This is a genomic window from Lactobacillus xujianguonis, from assembly GCF_004009905.1.
GTDB classification, from domain to species: Bacteria; Bacillota; Bacilli; order Lactobacillales; family Lactobacillaceae; genus Lactobacillus; species Lactobacillus xujianguonis.
This window is the reverse complement of record NZ_ML136880.1, coordinates 1-19056: the sequence shown is the minus strand read 5'-3', so window position 1 is coordinate 19056 and position 19056 is coordinate 1. Positions and strand designations below refer to the sequence as shown.

General features: G+C 39.5%; 17 protein-coding genes, 1 tRNA gene and 1 pseudogene. 17 read left to right on the top strand and 2 right to left on the bottom strand.

The annotated features are described in order from the left end of the window. Window positions 1-56: 56 nt before the first annotated feature. From EJK17_RS05295 to EJK17_RS05250, 7 genes and pseudogenes are all read left to right on the top strand, one after another. Window positions 57-797 (top strand): putative ABC transporter permease, encoded by a 741-nt coding sequence (locus tag EJK17_RS05295; protein WP_127796262.1) that lies wholly within the window; start codon window positions 57-59, stop codon window positions 795-797. A gap of 126 nt (window positions 798-923) precedes the next feature. Next, window positions 924-3008 (top strand): annotated as a pseudogene (locus EJK17_RS11625) (mucin-binding protein); the annotation flags it as partial. A 174-nt stretch (window positions 3009-3182) separates the two neighbouring features. Beyond that, on the top strand, window positions 3183-3518 hold the full coding sequence (locus tag EJK17_RS12135; protein ID WP_369823574.1) for an LPXTG cell wall anchor domain-containing protein: 336 nt from the start codon (window positions 3183-3185) through the stop codon (window positions 3516-3518). A gap of 558 nt (window positions 3519-4076) precedes the next feature. Then, window positions 4077-4730, top strand: a complete 654-nt coding sequence (gene apf / locus EJK17_RS05265) for an aggregation-promoting factor (RefSeq protein ID WP_127796260.1) — start codon at window positions 4077-4079, stop codon at window positions 4728-4730. Window positions 4731-4854: 124 nt separating this feature from the next. Further along, window positions 4855-5919, top strand: coding sequence for an SEC10/PgrA surface exclusion domain-containing protein (locus EJK17_RS05260; RefSeq protein WP_103660770.1), 1065 nt, complete (start codon window positions 4855-4857; stop codon window positions 5917-5919). Window positions 5920-5943: 24 nt separating this feature from the next. Then, window positions 5944-6519, top strand: a complete 576-nt coding sequence (locus EJK17_RS05255; RefSeq protein WP_103660769.1) for a histidine phosphatase family protein — start codon at window positions 5944-5946, stop codon at window positions 6517-6519. 176 nt (window positions 6520-6695) lie between these two features. Then, entirely contained in the window at window positions 6696-8168 is a 1473-nt protein-coding gene (locus EJK17_RS05250) for a glycoside hydrolase family 1 protein (RefSeq protein ID WP_103660768.1), read from the top strand. A 113-nt stretch (window positions 8169-8281) separates the two neighbouring features. On the opposite strand, the gene EJK17_RS05245 is transcribed toward EJK17_RS05250, so the two are convergent. Further along, window positions 8282-8998, bottom strand: a complete 717-nt coding sequence (locus tag EJK17_RS05245; RefSeq protein ID WP_103660767.1) for an alpha/beta hydrolase — start codon at window positions 8996-8998, stop codon at window positions 8282-8284. A 183-nt stretch (window positions 8999-9181) separates the two neighbouring features. Here EJK17_RS05245 and EJK17_RS05240 point away from each other — a divergent pair, with 183 nt between their 5' ends. From EJK17_RS05240 to EJK17_RS05230, 3 genes are read left to right on the top strand one after another with little or no spacing between them, the layout of a single operon-like run. Further along, entirely contained in the window at window positions 9182-10114 is a 933-nt protein-coding gene (locus tag EJK17_RS05240) for an AEC family transporter (protein WP_103660766.1), read from the top strand. Between the two features lie 13 nt (window positions 10115-10127). Then, on the top strand, window positions 10128-11159 hold the full coding sequence (locus EJK17_RS05235; protein ID WP_103660765.1) for an alpha-hydroxy-acid oxidizing protein: 1032 nt from the start codon (window positions 10128-10130) through the stop codon (window positions 11157-11159). A gap of 9 nt (window positions 11160-11168) precedes the next feature. Beyond that, window positions 11169-11408 carry a hypothetical protein gene (locus EJK17_RS05230; RefSeq protein ID WP_127796259.1) on the top strand — a complete coding sequence of 80 codons (240 nt, stop codon included), beginning with the start codon at window positions 11169-11171 and terminating at the stop codon, window positions 11406-11408. A gap of 42 nt (window positions 11409-11450) precedes the next feature. On the opposite strand, the gene EJK17_RS05225 is transcribed toward EJK17_RS05230, so the two are convergent. Next, window positions 11451-12068 carry a DUF6198 family protein gene (locus EJK17_RS05225; protein ID WP_103660763.1) on the bottom strand — a complete coding sequence of 206 codons (618 nt, stop codon included), beginning with the start codon at window positions 12066-12068 and terminating at the stop codon, window positions 11451-11453. Between the two features lie 117 nt (window positions 12069-12185). Between EJK17_RS05225 and EJK17_RS05220 the strand changes: the two genes are divergently transcribed. The 7 genes from EJK17_RS05220 to EJK17_RS05190 all read left to right on the top strand — a co-directional run bounded on the left by EJK17_RS05220 (window position 12186) and on the right by EJK17_RS05190 (window position 18826). Then, window positions 12186-13010, top strand: coding sequence for a MerR family transcriptional regulator (locus tag EJK17_RS05220; protein WP_103660762.1), 825 nt, complete (start codon window positions 12186-12188; stop codon window positions 13008-13010). A gap of 23 nt (window positions 13011-13033) precedes the next feature. After that, the gene (locus EJK17_RS05215) at window positions 13034-15538 is read left to right on the top strand and encodes an excinuclease ABC subunit UvrA (protein ID WP_103660761.1); all 2505 of its coding nucleotides are present in this window, start codon (window positions 13034-13036) and stop codon (window positions 15536-15538) included. 95 nt (window positions 15539-15633) lie between these two features. After that, window positions 15634-16293, top strand: coding sequence for a putative quinol monooxygenase (locus EJK17_RS05210; RefSeq protein ID WP_103660760.1), 660 nt, complete (start codon window positions 15634-15636; stop codon window positions 16291-16293). A gap of 126 nt (window positions 16294-16419) precedes the next feature. Continuing rightward, a tRNA-Gln gene (locus tag EJK17_RS05205) sits at window positions 16420-16491 on the top strand. A 522-nt stretch (window positions 16492-17013) separates the two neighbouring features. After that, window positions 17014-17700, top strand: a complete 687-nt coding sequence (locus EJK17_RS05200) for a glycerophosphodiester phosphodiesterase family protein (RefSeq protein ID WP_103660759.1) — start codon at window positions 17014-17016, stop codon at window positions 17698-17700. Window positions 17701-17921: 221 nt separating this feature from the next. Continuing rightward, window positions 17922-18170 (top strand): hypothetical protein, encoded by a 249-nt coding sequence (locus tag EJK17_RS05195; RefSeq protein ID WP_103660758.1) that lies wholly within the window; start codon window positions 17922-17924, stop codon window positions 18168-18170. After that, entirely contained in the window at window positions 18167-18826 is a 660-nt protein-coding gene (locus EJK17_RS05190; RefSeq protein WP_103660757.1) for a helix-turn-helix domain-containing protein, read from the top strand. The genes EJK17_RS05195 and EJK17_RS05190 overlap by 4 nt, the downstream gene beginning before the upstream one ends. The last annotated feature ends 230 nt before the right edge of the window (window positions 18827-19056 follow it).

Sequence of the window (19056 nt, the reverse complement as noted above, 5' to 3'; positions counted from 1 at the left end):
TTCTTTTCTTCCATTATAATGAACTTACAAGGGATTTACGAATGTGAGGGAAAAGTATGCCATACACACTATCAGAAATCATCGTTTTATTTTTCACCTATTCAGTTGTTGGTTGGCTATGGGAAACCTTCTACTGTTCAATTAAGGACCATCATTATGATTACCGGGGGTTCTTATTTGGACCATATTGTCCAGTTTATGGCTTTGCCGTGACCACGATTTTGATTTGCACCTACGATGTGCAGGATAATTTATTGTTATTATTTTTAGTCGGCATTGTAGTGGCCACAATTTTTGAATACGTGGCCAGTGTTTTTTTAGAATACGTTTTTCATATGAAGTTGTGGGATTACTCTCACTTATGGGGCAATTTGCAAGGCCGTGTCGCCCCAATTATTTCGCTCTTCTGGGGGATTGGCGTGGTCTTTTTAGTTAAAATTGTTCAGCCCTTCATTCAGCGAGTAATCAATTGGGAAGAGATGGAGACGCATGGCGCGTTAGCGGTGATGATTACCTTAGTAATGGGAACTGATTTAGTCTTGACGATTATCAGTGTCGAAAGATTCCATACTACCACCAAAATGTGGGATGAACGCATTAATGCCCACTTGAAGCATGCCCATGTTGATTTAGATAACTGGCATGGTGAAGTTATTAAACACTGGGATGAAATTCGGGCTCATCGTCATTTGTCTTGGAACCAACGGCGTTTACTTAAGAGTTTCCCAGACTTAAAGTTCAGTGATACCAAGCATTTCAACCATTTGAAGAAAGACTTATTACGCAAAGAAAATTAAAAAAGAAATTTAGTTTCCTAAATTTTTTTGCTATTTAAAATAACTAGTGTTATTTTTTAATTGCTAGGAAATGAAATATTTATATATTTATAAACTGTAGAGTATAAAAAGTGTGAGGATATAGAGATGTTTAAGAATAAGGTTCAACGTTACTCAATTAGAAAATTAACTGTCGGTGCTGCTTCGGTTTTAATCGGCTTGGCTTTTTTGAATGGCAATGAAGCTAAGGCTGATACGGTTGCTGGCAATGATGTTGACAGCAATCAAGCAGATACTGTTCAAGCTTCTGATAAAAATGTTGAGACTACCTCAACTAAGGATTTAGCTAAGGTTGTAGTTGAAGTAAATAAGCAAGAACAAGCTGACCAACAGAATGATCAGGATGCTAGTTTAGCAGAACAAAAAGCAGTAACTACTAAAGAAACTGAAAATGCTGCTGATCCAAAGGTAGAAGAAGTTACTAATGAAAAACAAAGTGAGCAACAAAATACTCAAGCTCAATCTGCTGCCAAGCCAACTGAAGAAAAGCAAACAACGACTGAAGCGCCAAAAGCAGATACGCATAAGGTAACAATCAAGTATATCAACGACTATACTGGCAAGCCTGTTTACCAATTAAGCCGACAAACTAATCGTTATGAATACATTGATGCAATTTCCGGTGAATTTAAAGATGGTCAAGAAATTGGAACGACTCATCAGGCTACTACTCAAGATGGATATACCTATGAAGCCTTAACTCGTCCATTCATCTATAACGATTTACCTGGTTTTAAGTTGTTAAATTACGACGATATTGTTAAAAATTTCCCTAAGAGAACCCAATTTGGCGGCGCAATTATGACTGGGGATAAAGATATTGATTTAACTCTGCACTATGCGCCGTTATCCGATACTTACATTAGATATGAAGATGAAAATGGTAAGGTTATTGCCCATGCCATCTTTTCTAACCAGTATTTGACACCAGAAAGTCAAAAGCGGAGAAATGGCGATCAGACTGCACCAATTGCTTCAAGATATGAAGCTGCAGCCATTAATATTCCAGGTTATGAATTAGTTTCTGCACCGTTAGTTGAAGGTCAAATTAAAGATGATGAGATTAAAACTAAGGGCAATCCTAATCCAACGGTAATTACTTTTAAATATAAGAAAGTTACGCCAAATGAAGATTCCGTTGTGATGAAGAAGGCTACCGATTCTGATGATAAGAATAATGAAGGAATGGCACTTTCAACGACTTCATGGAGTAATTTGCCAGAGATGTTCATGTCGAAGTCTAAACCAGGTAAAAACGGCATGAATACAACGGAGACAGTTGATGGGAGAGATATTGAACAAGCTTCAACTGATTTGATTAAACGCTATGAAAAACAAGGCTTCACTTATGCTGGTACTTCAGGCAAGATCCTTGATAGCGATCCTTATAACTACATCTATGATGGAACTTATATCCATCTGATTCATAATATGCCGGTTTTAGTAAATTATGTTGATGAAGACGGTAATTCGTTAGCACCACAAGATAAATTGGAAGCTAACAAAAATAATCCTGATCAAACTAACAACGGCATCAATGAAAAGGAATATTAGTACCCTGAAGGTGATTGGTCAACTAAGCCGAAGGATATTAAGGGCTATGATTTAGTCAAAACCTTAGGTGCCGAAAAGGGTAAGTATACTTTATTTACTTACCAAGTAACTTACGTTTACGCTAAACACATTGATGGCGGCATCACTTATATTGATGATACTGATCAAAAAGTCTTAAGAACTGACGACTTTAGCGGCAAGGCTGGTGACCCAATCACTTATACAACTGATGATAAAATTGGTGATTTTGAAAAACAAGGCTATGAACTAGTTTCTAACGACTTCCAAGATGGGAAGGAAACTTATCAAAAAGATGGTAGTAACAAATTTGAAGTTCACTTAATTCATGGCTTAGAAGATGCTCAAGTTACTAAGACCATCAATCGTGTCGTTAACTACGTTGATGACCAAGGACAGAAAGTTGCAACGAGTGTAACGCAAACTGTGACAGTTACCGGCCATGCTCAAAGAGATAAGGTGACTAACAAGTTAAGCAATTATACTTGGAACAAGGGTAACTTCAATGAAGTAAAAACCCCAGTCGTTAACGGCTACCACGTTACTGGCGTAACTACTGCTGGCAAGATTTTCTATATCGTTAACCAAAAGAGTGGGGATGTTGCTGAAACAGCCGTTACTCATGAAGATGGCAATACGATTGTTACTGTTCATTTTGCTAAAAATGCTACCCCAGCACCTAAGCCAGAACAACCAGTAACTCCACCATCTGATCCAACTCCAGAAACACCAACTACTCCAGCTGATCCTACAACTCCAGTTGAAGAAGATAACGTGACACCACATCCAGAAACTCCAGAAACACCAGACGAGCCAACTAGTGCTTCTGAACCAGAAGATGAAGAAACAGTAGCACCACATGATCAAGCTGAACCAGACGATCCTGATAAGCCAGTGAAGCAAGTTAAGACACCAGTTATTGAAGAAAACTTCAAACCAAAAGCTAACCAGATCGTTAAAACTACCCTTAAAGAAAAGTTGGCCAATCCTGCTCCGCAATTGCCACAAACAGGTGAAAGTGACAATGATACTTTGGCTTTAACAGGCTTAGCTATTGCTAACAGTTTAGCCTTAGTTGGTTTAGCAGGGATGAAGAAACGTCATAATTAATGAAGCAAACGAAAAAAGAGATCGGAATGTAATGATCATTCCAATCTCTTTTTTAATAGTTAAAACAATTAGTCTTCTTTTTTAGCTTCGTTAACGGCCTTCATGATTGAAGGGTTCTTTGAGTGACAATCCTTAATCATTTGTAAGTCTTCTTCGCTTAATTTAACAACGTATTTACTCATACTTTTGTCCTTCTTTCTGAATTTTCACTCTAATTATAGTGATTAACACGCAATAACGCAAAACTTTTCTGAAAAAGGAAAAATGATTTTCAATGTGACACAGTTGTATTTGCCAAACGTGTGTACTAACAAATGCAAAAGTAGATTAAAGCCTGATATAGCAACATTCTTATACAAAAGCTGAGTTTAAATTAGATATTACTTATGTAATACAACTGTAACATTTGCGACAATTTCTTAATATTGGAGTGATGGTTCTGTTATCGTTCTGAAATTTTCACCCTGTAAGATAGAAGCTGTCAATTGAATACAAGACAGACGAAATGGGTAGTTTCGCCTTATGTAAATTACTCATAATTTTAAGGAGAGAATTTTTTTGAAAGTAAAATCTATCTTAACTAAATCAATTGCAGTTGCTGCATTCGCAGTTGCAGGTGTTGCCGCTTTAGGCACTACTAATCATGACGCACAAGCTGCTGTCGTTAAAAACGACGCAGATGTCTACAACGTTTATACTTCAACTAAAGTTTACAAAAACTACAAAAAGCCAGTTGCTACTGGTCAAGTCTTAGAAGCAAATACTTCTTGGAAAGTTATCAAGACTGCTTACGACAAAGATGGTCACAAGTGGTACGACTTAGGTAAGAATCAATGGGTTAAGGTGGTTAAACATCACGCACCAGTAGTTAATACTACTAGCCAAAATAATGCTGCCGCACAAACACAAAGTCAAACCCAAACCCAAACTCAATCTTCACAAGCTGTTTCTCAAGCACCACAAACTAGCTATACTTCAAACGCTACCGGTTCAGAAGCTGCAGCTAAGGCATGGATTGCTGGTCAAGAATCTGGTGGTTCATACGCTGCAAGAAACGGTCAATACGTAGGTAAATACCAATTATCTGCTTCTTACCTTAATGGTGACTACTCAGCTGCTAACCAAGAAAGGGCTGCTGATAACTACGTAACTAGTCGTTACGGTTCATGGACTGCTGCTAAGAGTTTCTGGCAAGCAAACGGCTGGTACTAAAAAATACACTCATAATAATTGTTTCCAACTCATCAGACACTCTTAGTAAATGCTTTACTAGGGGTGTCTTTTTTTAGTAGAATATTCTAAATTAGATTAAAAATATTTTGAAAGAGAGTTCCAAATGCATTGTAAAAAAATAATTGCTACTCTGTTAGCAGGTGTTACTTTAGCGGTTAGCACGGCTAGCTTAACTAATTCTGCTCAACCTACAACTGTCCAAGCAGCAACGAAAAATTATGTGGTTGTGAAGGGCAATAAGAAGGTTCGCTTATACAAGGCTAATGGTAAAAAGGCCAAGACTTATGCCAGCCCTAAGAGAACTTATTCTTTTAGTAAGCAAAAGCATTTAAAGGTTGGTAAAAAGAAGTATTTAGCTTATAAGATTGGCAATAATTCTCAATGGCTGTTGGCTAAGAATGCTAGTCTGGTTAAAAAAGCTAAATATCAGACAGCTAAGATTACTTTACCAAAAGGTTACACTCGGGCTGCTGTGTTGAAGGCTTATCAAGGTAAGCCAAGTAGCAGTTTTATCACTGCCTGCATGAAGGGAATGGACCAAAATAGCTTCAGCCGGGGCTTGAATGCGGAAAGTAGTCAAGACAATCAAACAATGATTGATCTTGCTAATTTAACTAGTAGTCAAAGTGCAGAATTAACTTCGTATGCTTTAAGATTAATTAATGGTGTGCGCAGTCAATTAAACTTACCAGCTTGGCAAGCAAGTACTGGTACGCAAAAGTTAGCCAATGACATTGCGAAGGAATATGCACAAAATGGCCGCGGGATTAATAATGGTGATCACTATGTAGCCGGAATTGTTCGTGCCTGCAAGGCTAATGGCTTAAACTTAAATGATAATTATGTTGAAGACATGGCTGGCTATCGCGCTAAGAATGGTAAAATTTCCATGACGGCAATGAAGAAGAATATTTACTTTGGCTTGAAGCAAATGCTCTTTGGTTATGTGGGTCAAGGAGAAGCTGGCCGCAAGACGCGCAGTAATTATCGTGAATGGGAACATGCTGGAGACCTTTTGAACACACAAGGTTCTAAAAAGACGGATGGTCAAAGTAACTACTTTGGTTTCAGCGTTTCTAAGGTCGGTAATGTCTATTCCATGCACTATATCAGTGTGCCAACTTACATTGTGAACCACAAGGAATACAATCAAGGCTTTCGGCCATAAGAGTGAAAAACTTTCGGAGGAAAAATGACAAAAACAGTTTATTTAGTGCGCCATGGGCAAACTTATTTTAATTTCTACCATAAAGTTCAAGGTCGTTGTGATTCGCCATTGAACGAGACTGGAATTCGCCAAGTTGAAGCAACCCGTGATTATTTTAAAGAGCAAGGAATCAAATTTGACCTAGCTTTTTCATCAACGCAAGAACGGGCTAGTGATACTTTAGAAATTATTACTGACCACAAAATGGACTATACTCGGTTAAAGGATTTAAGAGAAAAGAGTTATGGTATTTTTGAAGGACGTGACGAATTTCTTTTACCTTGGAACCACCATGATGATCGGGTAGATCCGACGATGGAACCTAATGAGGAAGTCGTTGGCCGCATGAAGCGTGCGATTGTGGAAGTACTAGGAGCAATGTCTGATGAGCAAACTGCCTTAGTTGTTGGCCACGGTGATATTCTGGCCCAATATGTACGAGATGCGACAGGTGAAAAGAATTTTGGCGGCTTTGGCAATGCTAGTGTTGTGAAGTTAACTTTTGAAAAAGATCAACCAAAGTTTGAAGGCTATGTTTGGCCTGCGGAAAATGTTAGATAAGAAGTGAATAGTCTGGAAAGGATTCCAGGCTATTTTTTGTTTCTGATCACGACAATTCTGGAATAGAGAACGCAAAAGCAGAAAAGCATAGATTTTAGCAGATTTTTAAATTTTGCCAGAAAGAGATTACGCTATAATGATAATGTAACTGCTTACACTAGAAAAGAGAGATAAATATGACATTTCCAAAGAACTTCCTATGGGGTGGCGCCACTGCTGCTAACCAAATCGAAGGTGCATATGACGTAGACGGCAAGGGGCTATCTGTGACTGATATCACGACTGCCGGCAGCTTAAAAGCACCAAGAATGTTGACTTATAAGTTGAATGGTAAATTGGAAAAAACACCTGGTGTTCCTGGTGCGGGCTTACCTGAAGGGGCAGTTGGGGCAATTGATCCTAATGAATATTACCCAAATCATGTGGCCATTGATTTTTACCATCATTACAAAGAAGACATCAAGTTATTTGCAGAGATGGGCTTTAAGACTTTCCGGTTATCAATTGCTTGGACCCGGATTTTTCCTAAAGGTGACGAGGACCAGCCTAACCAAGCGGGGTTAGATTTTTATCGCCGGGTCTTTGAAGAGTGTAAGAAATACGGGATTGAGCCCTTAGTGACGATTTCTCACTATGAAGATCCTTTGTACTTGAGTGAAAAATACCATGACTGGCAAGATCGAAAAATGATCGATATGTATGTCAAGTACGCTAAGACCTTGTTTGAAGAATACAAGGGGTTAGTTAAGTATTGGTTGACCTTTAACGAAATTAATACTGCTGTCATGTTCTTAGATATGTTTAGTGACGAGCAGGCAGACAGTGCTTATCAACACGCTTACCAAAAATTGCACTATCAGTTCGTCGCTAGTGCACGGGCAGTTAAGTTAGCACATGAAATTGATCCTAACTATGTTGTTGGTAACATGATCTGCGGCATTGTTGATTACCCATTGACGCCGGATCCGAAGGATATTTTGGCTAACCGTCATGCTTGGGAAAAGAATATCTTCTATTGTGGGGATGTGCAATGCAAGGGAAAATATCCAACATTTGCTAAGCGCTTATGGCAAGAACACAATGTCCACCTTGACATTACTGAGCAAGACTTAAAAGATTTAGCTGCTGGTAAGGTCGACATGTACACCTTCTCTTACTACATGAGTAATGTAATTACCACGCATGAAGTTAAGGAAAAAGTTGGTGGTAACTTTGCGGCGGGAGCCAAGAATCCTTACTTGAATTACTCTGAATGGGGCTGGGCAACTGATCCAGATGGTTTGCAATATTATCTTGAAGTAATGTATGACCGTTATGAAATCCCAATGATGGTCGTGGAAAACGGCTTGGGTGCAGTTGATCAAATTGCAGCTGACGGCAAGATTCATGATGATTACCGGATTGCTTATTTGAAGCAGCACGTTGAAGCGATGCAAAAAGCCATTGACGATGGCGTAGACTTAATTGGTTACACTACTTGGGGCTGTATTGACTTAGTTAGTGCTGGTACCGGACAAATGTCTAAGCGGTATGGCTTTATTTACGTTGATCGTGATGATGACGGAAATGGTAGTTTAAAGCGGATGCCAAAGGACTCCTTCTACTGGTACAAGAAAGTTATTGCTTCAAATGGGGATGACTTGGCTTAAAAGGTCGAGGCTTTATTTGCAATAAATTAAGGATGATCTGCTATAATGATTTTTGAACAAATAACTGTATACGACAGAAAAACGCAAGATTCGGATAGTCTTGCGTTTTTCTTTTACTTGATTTTTCTAAGCCAAGCTATTAATTTCTTGGCAATGATCGTTTGCTGCCTGCCGTTACTGATCGTCGCCTTGCGGTCACCTTTTTGTTGACCATAAGAACCAAAACCACCATGATTACCACCTTTAATTTGGTAATACTCAGTTGTTTTTGGTAAATATTTCTTACCTTGGCGATATTTTGACCAATTTAGAACGCCATCTCGGCTCGCAGTAATGGAGAGAACGTCTAACTTCTTCTGATCAAGGCGACCTTTTTCATCAGGATAAGCTCCTAAGAAAAAGATTCCTTTCAAATGAGGATTGTCGCTTTGATGGGCATACCGCGCTGCCATCGCGCCACCTAAGGAGTGACCGCCGACGACGTAATTTTCATTGCTGTTAACCACCTTGTCAGCAGCTTTAACTTTGAAGAAGGCCATATTCAATGGAAAATGCACGATCTTAACAGTGTAGCCAGCTTGGGCGACTTTTTTAGCCCAGATCGCATAAGAATTGGGTGTAACTAACGCTCCAGGATAAAAAATTACGGTTAGTTTATTCTGTTTAGCTTTAAAAAAAGTTTCTTGATTGTCTTCTGCAGCTACTTTTACTGCTTGATTGGCAGCAGTACTTGGCTGGTAGGCTGAAAAATGCAGGTAAGCGGCTCCGGCAATTAAGACCACCAAAATAATGCCGACTAACCAGATCAGGAATTTTTTGAATTTTTTCATAGCTTCACTTTCTAACTTAAATTTTTACTTCTAAGTAATTGTATCAATATTTTAGAAAGCATTCCTGAGGGATTAGTTAGGATCGATTACAAAAAATAAATTCCTTACTGCAAGTTCAATTGCTTGACTGTAACCCTAGGTGACATTTTATTCTAGATTTATGGAATAAAAAGGAGGGAAGAAATGCAAGCACTTGAGGTCTTATTTCCAGTCTTCTTCATGCTGTTTTTAGGCTATTTATCACGCAAAATGAATTTCATTAGCTATGAACAAAATGAAGGAGCTAAAAACTTAGTTTTAAATATTTTATTTCCGTTTCTGGTTTATGATGTTTTAGTTGGTGCCAAAATCACGTCTAATTTTCTGATTAATATTTTTTCCGTTGACGCTTGCTGGATCATTATTTACTTGGTTTCGCGAAAATTAACTAAGTTTACTGGTGAAAAGTATGCTCACATTTCATCATTTATGTTGATGACCAGTGAAGGCGGTAATGTTGCCTTGCCATTGTATTTAACGCTAGTTAGTGCCAGCAATGCAATTAATACTGTGACCTTTGACGTGGGCGGAATCTTGATTAACTTTGGCTTAGTGCCAGCAATTATTGCTAAGCAGACTTCTGGAAAAATTGGCGTTTGGAATTTAACCAAAAAGATTTTTTCTAGTTCGTTTATGATTGCTGTTTTGCTGGGCTTAGCCGCAAATTTAACGGGCTTTCATCGTTTAGTAATGGCCAGTCAATTTGGCAGTATTTATACGAATACGATGAAATTAACAGTTGGACCGATTATGGGAATTATCTTGTTTACGATTGGTTATGAGCTGAAGTTTGAGCGTAAGTTTCTCAAGCCAGTGCTCAGACTAGCAGTAGTCAGATTGCTTGGCTGCGGGCTTATTATTGCGGGCTTTTTTCTTTTCTTCCCAACTTTGATGCAAAATCAAGCCTTTAGAATTGGGGTTTTGTTATACTTTATGTGTCCAACCGGTTTTCCAGTACCATTGCAGGTACAGCCGTTAGTCAAAAATAGGGATGATGAAACCTTCATGTCAGCGTTCATTTCATTATTCATGATTATTGCGCTGATTGCCTATACCTTAATTGTGATTTTTAAGTAATAAAGGAGAAAAAATGACCGAACACAAAACCGATGCCGTTACCGGTGCTTCAGAAGTTGATGCTAGTTCCGCTTCTTCTTTAATTGAAGAAACAAAAGAAGAAGTTAAAAGTCCATGGCCAGGTCCAAAAGGAATGATTCCGGTCACTAGTGGAAAGGCCGATGACGCTAATGTCCACAACCGGGCATATCTGGATAATATTTTAGTTGAAATGCGCGTGATTGATGCGGTTGAACCAGATTTAACAACTGAAATTTTTGGCAGAAAGTATGCTTCACCGTTGACCTTAGCGGCAGTGTCACACTTAAATAAAGTTTTATCCGATAAGAGCCGCAAGCCAATGCAAGAAAAAGCTCGGGCAGCTAAAAATGCCAAAGTGCTCAATTGGATTGGGATGGAATCTAACGAAGAATACCATGAAATCGTGCAAGAAGGCGGTGATACAGTTAGGATTGTTAAGCCGTTTGCGGATCATGAGAAGATTATTGGTGAATTGCAATTAGCTGAAAAATTAGGTGCTGTAGCCGTGGGGATGGATATTGATCATGTGCCTGGAACCAATGGCAAGTATGATGTCGTTGACGGCATTCCGCTAGGTCCAATTACTTTTGAAGACTTGCAGAAGTATGTGCACTCAGTGAAAATTCCATTTGTCGCTAAAGGCGTGCTTTCAGTTAGGGATGCAGTGAAGGCCAGAGATGCTGGGGCTAAGGCGATTGTTGTTTCTCACCACCATGGCCGGATTCCCTTTGGTGTGCCACCTTTGAAGGTTTTACCAGAAATTAAAGAGGCTCTTCGTGGCAGCGGGATGACCATTTTTGCGGATGGATCTCTCATGAGCGGATATGATGCTTATAAGGCTTTAGCTTTAGGGGCTGATGCAGTTTTGATTGGTCGGGGGATTTTATCAGAATTGCTTAAAGATGGACAAGAGGCAACTGAGCAGAAGATTGTTAAGATGAATGAACAGTTGTTGGAAATGATGCTCTACACTGGTATTAAAGATACGAAGTCCTTTGATCCTAGTGTGTTGCGTTTTAATTAGGAAACTGTTATGGATTTAGAAACCAGATTACTAGAACGTGAACAATATGGTGAACGAGAGGGACGCAAAGAAGGTCGAAAAGAAGGCTTAGAAAAAGGACGCAGAGAAGCTGCTAAGGCTAACTTGCAAAAGTCAATTCAAGGCTATCGTAAATTCGGTGTTCCCGAAGACGCTATCCTAGAACAAGTTTTAGCAGATTACAGTCAATACTTCACGCCAGAAGAAATTCGCGCTTACATGAAGAAATAAGAAAAAGACCTAGTTATCAACCAAAAGATAGCTAGGTCTTTTTTAGATGCGCAATAAGCGGCTATATTCAATTTCAAAAAATTCTGAAATGCGATTTTGGAAAAGGAGGCCAATGATTGTACCCACGTGCAAGGCATAGATCGTATGATTTTTGAAAAATAAGGCAAAGATAATCAAAAGCGGAATAATCAAGTTAAATAATTTCATGAATTTGGGATTCCACTTAGTCTTTAAGCACGTGGACAAAATGTCATGTGGGTGAAAACACCAGGCACAGTCTGAATACATGACTAGCCCGGCAAAGGAAATGATAAAACCTAATAGATCAAATGCAAGTCGCGGCATAAAGGCCAGTTGATCGATGCCGACTGTACGGTAGCCTGTCGCAAAAAGCTGCATTAACAAACTATAGGGCACTAGGAAAATTAATTCATCCAGCCACATTTTCCAAGAGGGATGCTTCTCTAACAGAATAGTCGCGAAACTTACGATCATCCCTTCCGTAAAGATCGATAAGCTCATGCTCCAATGCATGGCGTGCATAATGTTGACGATAGAAGCGGGCCACAATAATGAACCTAGATTGGTAACAATCGTTAAGGAATTACCAGCAGCGTTGATGGCAATCCCTAAAAAAGTGTATAAGTAAGTTTTCTTCAAAAAATCATCTCTTAATTACATTTTATCCAGAACAAATTTTCTTTCAAAGTTTTTCCTTGACTGTAATCTCAGGTTACAGTTTATTTTATATATAGAAAAAATAGAAAGGAAATTCCCATGCCAGCAGAAAAGTTATTATCAATTTCTGAATTTGCCAAAATGGCCGGAACAACGCGAAGAACCTTAATCTTCTATGATCAAAAAGGTATCTTCACCCCGCAAAAAATCGCGGCTAATGGTTATCGCTATTATGGTTACAGTCAACTCTATCAAATTGGCTTTATTTTAGGCTTGCGGGACTTGGGCTTATCAGTTGAAGAGATCAAGGATTATCTCAGTGATGACAGTTCCGATGCCTTGAATAAAAAGTTGATTCCTTTACGTGAAAAAGTGGAACAACGGATTCGTAATTTGGAACAGATTCTGACTATCTTGAAGCAAAAAGAGTCAGACAATACTGAGTTAAAAGATACGGACTACTATGTTGCTAAGAAGTGCTTCTTACCCAAGCGTGAATTCTGGTGTTCAGACTTTGAAGCGGATTGTTCTGAAGAAGAAATTGCCAGTGCTTATAGTAAGTTCTATCAAGAAGTGGGCGCGGGTCTGATGACTAATAAGATGCTATCAGGTTTCTTGACGGATTTGCCCCAAGCTAAGGCAAAACAATACGCTAATTCGGGTTTTCGGATTATTAAGGAAAAATCGTATGACGAACAGATTAGAATTCCGGTAATTACGCAAAAGAGTTGTGATTATGTTGCCGTGAAGGTTGAAAATACTGAGGACGGCATCGAAAAAGGGTTAGCCGCAATTCGAAATTATGCCCAAAGATATCAGTTAGAGCTAGGGAATGACTTGTGGCAATTTAATATCGGCATCAACATTGAGCGCCTGGGCTTAACCAAAGACAGCATTTTAGCTTATGCTATAAGTAATAAGTAAAAGGAAAGGACAGGGATGTAAGGATGGCATTACCAAGTCAAATTGAAGTTAGAGGGGCCAAAGTTCACAATTTGAAAAATATCGATGTGAATATTCCTTTGCATAAATTTGTTGCAATTTCAGGATTATCCGGTTCGGGAAAATCATCCCTAGCCATGGGGATTCTGTATGAAGAAGGTTCCCGGCGCTACCTTGATGCACTTTCTACCTATATGAGAAGAAGGATTAAACAAGGTGCCCAAGCTGATGTCACCAGTGTTAAACATATTCCGTCAGCTCTAGCCTTGCGCCAGCGGCCTAGCGTTCCTAATGAACGGGCAACCGTTGGGACTACAACTGAAACTTTCAATGTTTTACGGCTAATTTTTTCGCGACTTGGTTCACCTGTTTGTCCGAATGGTCACCGGGTAGCGCCTAGCTTGGCTATCGCCGAAGCCATGTCCAAGTCTGGGGCTGAGATGGGGCAGATTACTTGTCCAACCTGTGGTGTAAAATTCTACGTTCCTAGTGCCGAAGACTTTGCCTTTAATTCTGATGGTGCCTGCCAGAACTGTGGTGGTACTGGTAAGGTGCGGCAACTTGATGAGAATAAGTTAATTGCAGATGAAAATCTTTCAATTGAAGATGGGGCCATTGCTTCTTGGTCATTGCCAGGAAGAAACTTTATGCCAAGCGTCGCCCAACATGCTGGGGTTAGAATCGATATTCCCTTTAAGGATCTGACAGAGAAAGAAAAAGATTTTGTCCTCAATGGTCCAGAAAAGAAATATAAGATGGACTTTCTGTCAGGAACTGGACGGGTCTTCCATGACTTCAATGCTCTTTATGAAAATGCCCACCAAGCCGTGCTTCGTTCTGCCAAAAGTAGTAAGAGTGAACGGGCGCAAAAACGAATCGCGGAATTCTTTATTTATTCTACTTGTTCAGTTTGTCATGGCACCCGTCTGCGGCCAGAGCTACTTCAGCAGTTAGTTAATGGTAAAAACATTGACCAAGTTCAGCGCATGCAATTAGGTGACTTACCTGCCTTCAGTAAAGAAGTCTTGGCCAAGTTGCCTGCGGAAATGCACAAGATGGCTTCTTCACTGATCAATGAATTCATTAATAATTTGCAGCCGTTGTTAGATCTTGGTCTGGACTACTTAACGATGGAGCGGGCCGGCAATACTTTATCCACTGGTGAATTACAAAGAATTCAATTGGCAAGGACCTTAAGAACAGAAACTACTGGTGTGCTTTATGTTCTCGATGAGCCATCGATTGGTCTGCATCCCGCTAACGTTGACGGTTTGATTAAGATTTTGCGTAAACTCGTTGCTCAAGGCAACTCCCTAGTAGTTGTTGATCATAATGTGGATATCATTAGTGCCGCTGATGAAATTATTGAAATTGGGCCCGGTTCTGGTGAACAAGGTGGGAAAATTATTGCTCAAGGCGCTCCAAGTGAGTTAGCTAAGAACCCTCATTCATTGATTGCGCCATATTTAAACGGCAAAGCCAAGTTAATGGCGAGAACTCCCGCTGCAAAAATTAATTCACAGGCAATCACTTTTACGGTGGATAAGTGCTTTAATTTGCAAGATGTACATGCCCAAATTCCAGTCAACCAAATGACCGCCGTCACCGGCTTTTCTGGTGCTGGTAAAACTAGTTTGATCCTTGATTCACTAGTTCCAGCTATTCAAGCACAAAGTAAGGATGAAAAATTACCGGATCAGATTAAACAATTTAATTCACCTGTGCATAACGTAGTCAGTGTGGATGCCAGCCCAATTGGAAAAAGTACCCGTTCAACGGTTGCCACTTACACTTCCATCATGGATAACTTGCGTAAGCTCTTTGCCCGGCAACCTTTAGCCAAAGAAAAGCATTATACGCCAAGTTACTTCTCTTACAACAATAAGGAAGGTGCTTGTCCAACCTGTGGCGGAACCGGAATTGTCACTCTGGATATTCAATTTTTACCGGATCTGCAGCAGACCTGTCCCACTTGTCACGGCGAGCGCTTCAATCCTAAGATTCAACAAGTGAAGTGGCATGACTATTCAATTGTGGATATCTTGAACTTGGATATTAATGAAGCTCTGCCCGTCTTCAAGAAGGTGCCAAAGATTGAACGCGAGTTAAAGCTCTTAAAAGAAGTGGGGTTGGACTACTTGCACTTAGGTGAAAGTACACCAACTTTGTCCGGTGGGGAAGCCCAGAGATTGAAATTAGTGACGCACTTAACGCATAAGCAAGACGATACCTTATTTGTCTTTGATGAACCAACGATTGGTCTGCATCCCTTAGATGTTAAAGTTTTAGTCACGGTGATGCAAAAGTTACTTGATCAAGGCGCAACTATTATCACGATTACGCACGATCTGAACTTAGTTGTTAACTGCGATTACATCTTAGATTTAGGACCACTCGGCGGTAAGGCTGGTGGTCAGATCGTGGCTGAAGGAGAGCCACGCGAATTAGTTAAAGAGCCTGAGAGTTTAACCACGCATTATTTGGCGGATTATTGGCAAGAATTCAAATAAAAAACAAAGGAAGTTTTCGCAAGAAACTTCCTTTTTTAGTGATTAGATATAGAATGAGAGGGTAGAGTAATTTAATTAGGTGTGAGGCATTAAAAATGGATAATGAACCAATTTTTCGAATTACAGAAGTAAATATTGCTAAAAACGATCGCGCAGCTTTCCGCAAGGAACAAGAAGCTGAATTAGAGAACTCAATTCCAGTTGAAAATGGCACCTTGCTTTTTGCCAGTGCGCATGAAGATGCGGAAGGTGAAAAGAACTACATCGTTGAACTTTACCGTAACCCTAAAGCTTGGGAAGAACACAGCATGGCTGACTACTTCGACCACTATGATCAAGTAATTAATGAGTTAGCTGACAGCAGAAAGGCCTTCGACTTAAAGCCAGTTTGGATTACTTCTAAACCTAAGGAAGCCTTGGATGAAAATGCCAATAACTTCATCATTCACTTGGCTAAGGTCGAAGTGCAAGACGGTAAGAACGATGACTTTGCCGCAATCGTAAAGAAGGAAATGCGTCGGTCAATGGCGCAAGAACCTGGGGTTGAACTCTTGATGGGCGGCACTAATAAAGAAAACAGCAATGAATGGTACTTCTTCGAAGTCTTCACCAACGATGAAGCTTATAAGAAACACCAAGCCAGCAAGTGGTTCAAGCAATACCTTGCTGACAGTGAAGCCATTGTCAAGGACAAGCAAGTTCATGAATTAGTAAGAGATGTCATGGCTGTGCAAGGGCCAATTGTGATGGACTAAAAAATTTCTCAACTTTTCTCGAATTTTTTATTGACGATTCTAAGCAATTACCCTATACTATTAAATGTTGAGTGATGTGAGTCATTCAACTAGAACTTAGGACTAACAAGTAAAAGGTTCGAAGGATGGGTTATAGCCAAGTGGTAAGGCAATGGTTTTTGGTACCATCATGCGCTGGTTCGAATCCAGCTAACCCAATTGGCATGGTCAAGTCTTAGCAGTAATGCTAAGGCTTTTCTTTTTGCATAAATTTAGTTGCAGCTTTTAATTAGATTTCTTATAATGATAAAAGAAAAGGGATTAGCAACTGCAACTTGCTAACCCCAATCGTAACTCAGAATGACTGTAGTGTGGCTAACCCTTGTGGTTAGCTTTTTTGATTATCACATAAGCTGTCGCTAAGTTGATAGCAAATTTGCCTAACGCCCCTAGCACAATACTTATGGCAATCGCCCAAGTAATCACCTGGTGGACGCACTCTCCAGTCTATCCAATTTGGCATGCCCCATCACCTCCGTAAACTCAGAATGTTGGGGGTGTGAAATCAGCACTAGGTTACTAAGCTCTAGCGGTAGCTAGTCGCCATTGAGCTTGATTTGATTTTACGTGACGGGTAATAGGGTGTCAATTGGAAATAAACTCCTTTACACTAATCATTTTGCGGTAGAATGAAACTACTTAATAAAAATCTTTGTAAAATAAAGAATCGAGATTAAAACAATGAAAACAGTAATTTTCGGTCACCGCGGGTATCCTGCTAAGTTTACGGAAAACTCCCTTGAAGGCTTTCGTTATGCCCTTGAACACGGCGCAGAAGGAGTTGAATTCGACGTTCAACTGACTAAAGACAGTGTACCCATTGTGATGCATGATGAAAAAGTTGACCGTACGACTGATGGCCAAGGCTGGGTGAAAGATTTTACTTTAGCAGAAATTCGCCAGCTCCATTTGGCTAACGGTGAGCCCGTACCAGAATTGAAGGAATTGTTTGGCGTATTAGAGAACCATGACTTGTTAATTAACTTAGAATTCAAGACCAGCATTGTGCATTATCCTGGTATTGAAAAGACTGTCTTTGACTTAGCTAAGCAATATCAATTCGTTCATCCGATTATCTTTTCTTCCTTTGATTATGTTACTTTGAAGAATTGTCAGGAATTGGATCCCACAGGGACATATTGTTACTTAGTTGATCAAAAAGTTATGAATCCGCGTAAGTTGATTGAGGAAAATCATTTTGCCGGGATTCATCCAGGCGAATATTTTGATGACGACGCAATCGTGCAGCGCATCTGGACAGTGGATGATCCAGAATTAGCCAAGAAGTATTTTGCTCATCATATTGCGGGGATGTTTACTAATAATTATCCAGCGATGATCAAGTTGCGGGATGAAATTCAAAAATAATTACTGAAATAACTTAGATTCAAAAATTGAGGCTAAGTTATTTTTTGTTTATAAGAAAATTTTAATTAATATCATAAGAAAATAACTGAAAAAGATAGAAAAAGTATAGTCTTGACTGCTTTCAATATTAAAATTATTTAAAGAAGGTTAAGCTTTCATAGTACAAGCTTGCCATGCTTAGTTATAATTGAAGTGTGATAATACAGAAAGAAATATAAGGCATGGCAGAAAATTTAATAACTAATCTTAGCGAGTTGCTCAAGCAGCAACCTCCTGACAAGACAGAATTTGAACTAACTGCCGGTAATTCCGGCTTTAAGCTTTTTTCGGTATATCTTGAAAGTACCGATCCAGATGAATATCAATATGCAGACGATGCTTCGACGATCTTATTCGTCTCCCAAGGTAACGCAACGGTAACTAGTGAAGACCGCATCATGCCATTGAGAGCAGGTAATATCGTTTTTTGACGGAAGATCAGCAGTACACGGTTAAAAATGATAGCCGTAAAACGATCTTAACTAAGTTGAAGTTTGCACATTTTGATTATGAACAGTATTTTGAAACTTTTGATACTGAAGATAAGCGCGAGCAGAGCATTATTAAGGAGCTGGATCAGCAACTTAATAATCAGCACTTTATCTGGTTTAAGACGGGGAAAGAAATGCATTCAGCCCGGATGATGGATCGTGTGATTCATGAATACTTAGCTGATGAAGTCTTTGGTGAGGCCTTGGTGAAGGCGCAGCTAAAATTAATCTTCGTCATGTCGCTAAGGGCCAAGATCATAAGCGAGAAGCGCGATAAGAAGTTTAATCAAGATAAGTTCGAGCGATATGTTGAAGAGAATTTGGCAACGGTAACTTTGCAAGAAGCCGCTGAAGAATTTGGCTTCAATATGAATTATTTCTCCAACTTGGTTAAACGGACGCTGGGACAGAACTTTAGCAGTTATCTTAACCAGCAGAAGATGGAAAGGGCCAAGGAGCTAGTGGTAAACGGCAATGATCCGATTAAGGATATTATCACGGCATTAGGCTACTCAAGTCGGGCCAATTTCTATCGGCAATTTAATGAATATTATGGTGAGACGCCGGCAGGGATGCGGAAGCGTCTGAAAAAATAGAAAAAATAAAGAGTCGTCAAAGACCGAGAGAAGAGTCTTTGAGGGCTTTTTTGTTTGCTTTTTCACAAAAATGTAAAACTATGAATTAGTTCTGTAATAGCTAAGTGTAAAATAGTTTGCGGTGACGCTTAGTTACAAATTAAAAAGAGTCAAATCCATTTTAGGACTTGACTCCAAAACAAAAAGACCAGTAGTCTGATGTTAAGAACAAAAACACATTAGAAGCTGGT

Coding starts and splice junctions, on each gene's coding strand:
- EJK17_RS05295 (WP_127796262.1), top strand. CDS start 57: ATGCCATACACACTATCAGAAATCATCGTTTTATTTTTCACCTATTCA.
- EJK17_RS05260 (WP_103660770.1), top strand. CDS start 4,855: ATGCATTGTAAAAAAATAATTGCTACTCTGTTAGCAGGTGTTACTTTA.
- EJK17_RS05255 (WP_103660769.1), top strand. CDS start 5,944: ATGACAAAAACAGTTTATTTAGTGCGCCATGGGCAAACTTATTTTAAT.
- EJK17_RS05250 (WP_103660768.1), top strand. CDS start 6,696: ATGACATTTCCAAAGAACTTCCTATGGGGTGGCGCCACTGCTGCTAAC.
- EJK17_RS05245 (WP_103660767.1), bottom strand. CDS start 8,998: ATGAAAAAATTCAAAAAATTCCTGATCTGGTTAGTCGGCATTATTTTG.
- EJK17_RS05240 (WP_103660766.1), top strand. CDS start 9,182: ATGCAAGCACTTGAGGTCTTATTTCCAGTCTTCTTCATGCTGTTTTTA.
- EJK17_RS05235 (WP_103660765.1), top strand. CDS start 10,128: ATGACCGAACACAAAACCGATGCCGTTACCGGTGCTTCAGAAGTTGAT.
- EJK17_RS05230 (WP_127796259.1), top strand. CDS start 11,169: ATGGATTTAGAAACCAGATTACTAGAACGTGAACAATATGGTGAACGA.
- EJK17_RS05220 (WP_103660762.1), top strand. CDS start 12,186: ATGCCAGCAGAAAAGTTATTATCAATTTCTGAATTTGCCAAAATGGCC.
- EJK17_RS05215 (WP_103660761.1), top strand. CDS start 13,034: ATGGCATTACCAAGTCAAATTGAAGTTAGAGGGGCCAAAGTTCACAAT.
- EJK17_RS05210 (WP_103660760.1), top strand. CDS start 15,634: ATGGATAATGAACCAATTTTTCGAATTACAGAAGTAAATATTGCTAAA.
- EJK17_RS05200 (WP_103660759.1), top strand. CDS start 17,014: ATGAAAACAGTAATTTTCGGTCACCGCGGGTATCCTGCTAAGTTTACG.
- EJK17_RS05195 (WP_103660758.1), top strand. CDS start 17,922: ATGGCAGAAAATTTAATAACTAATCTTAGCGAGTTGCTCAAGCAGCAA.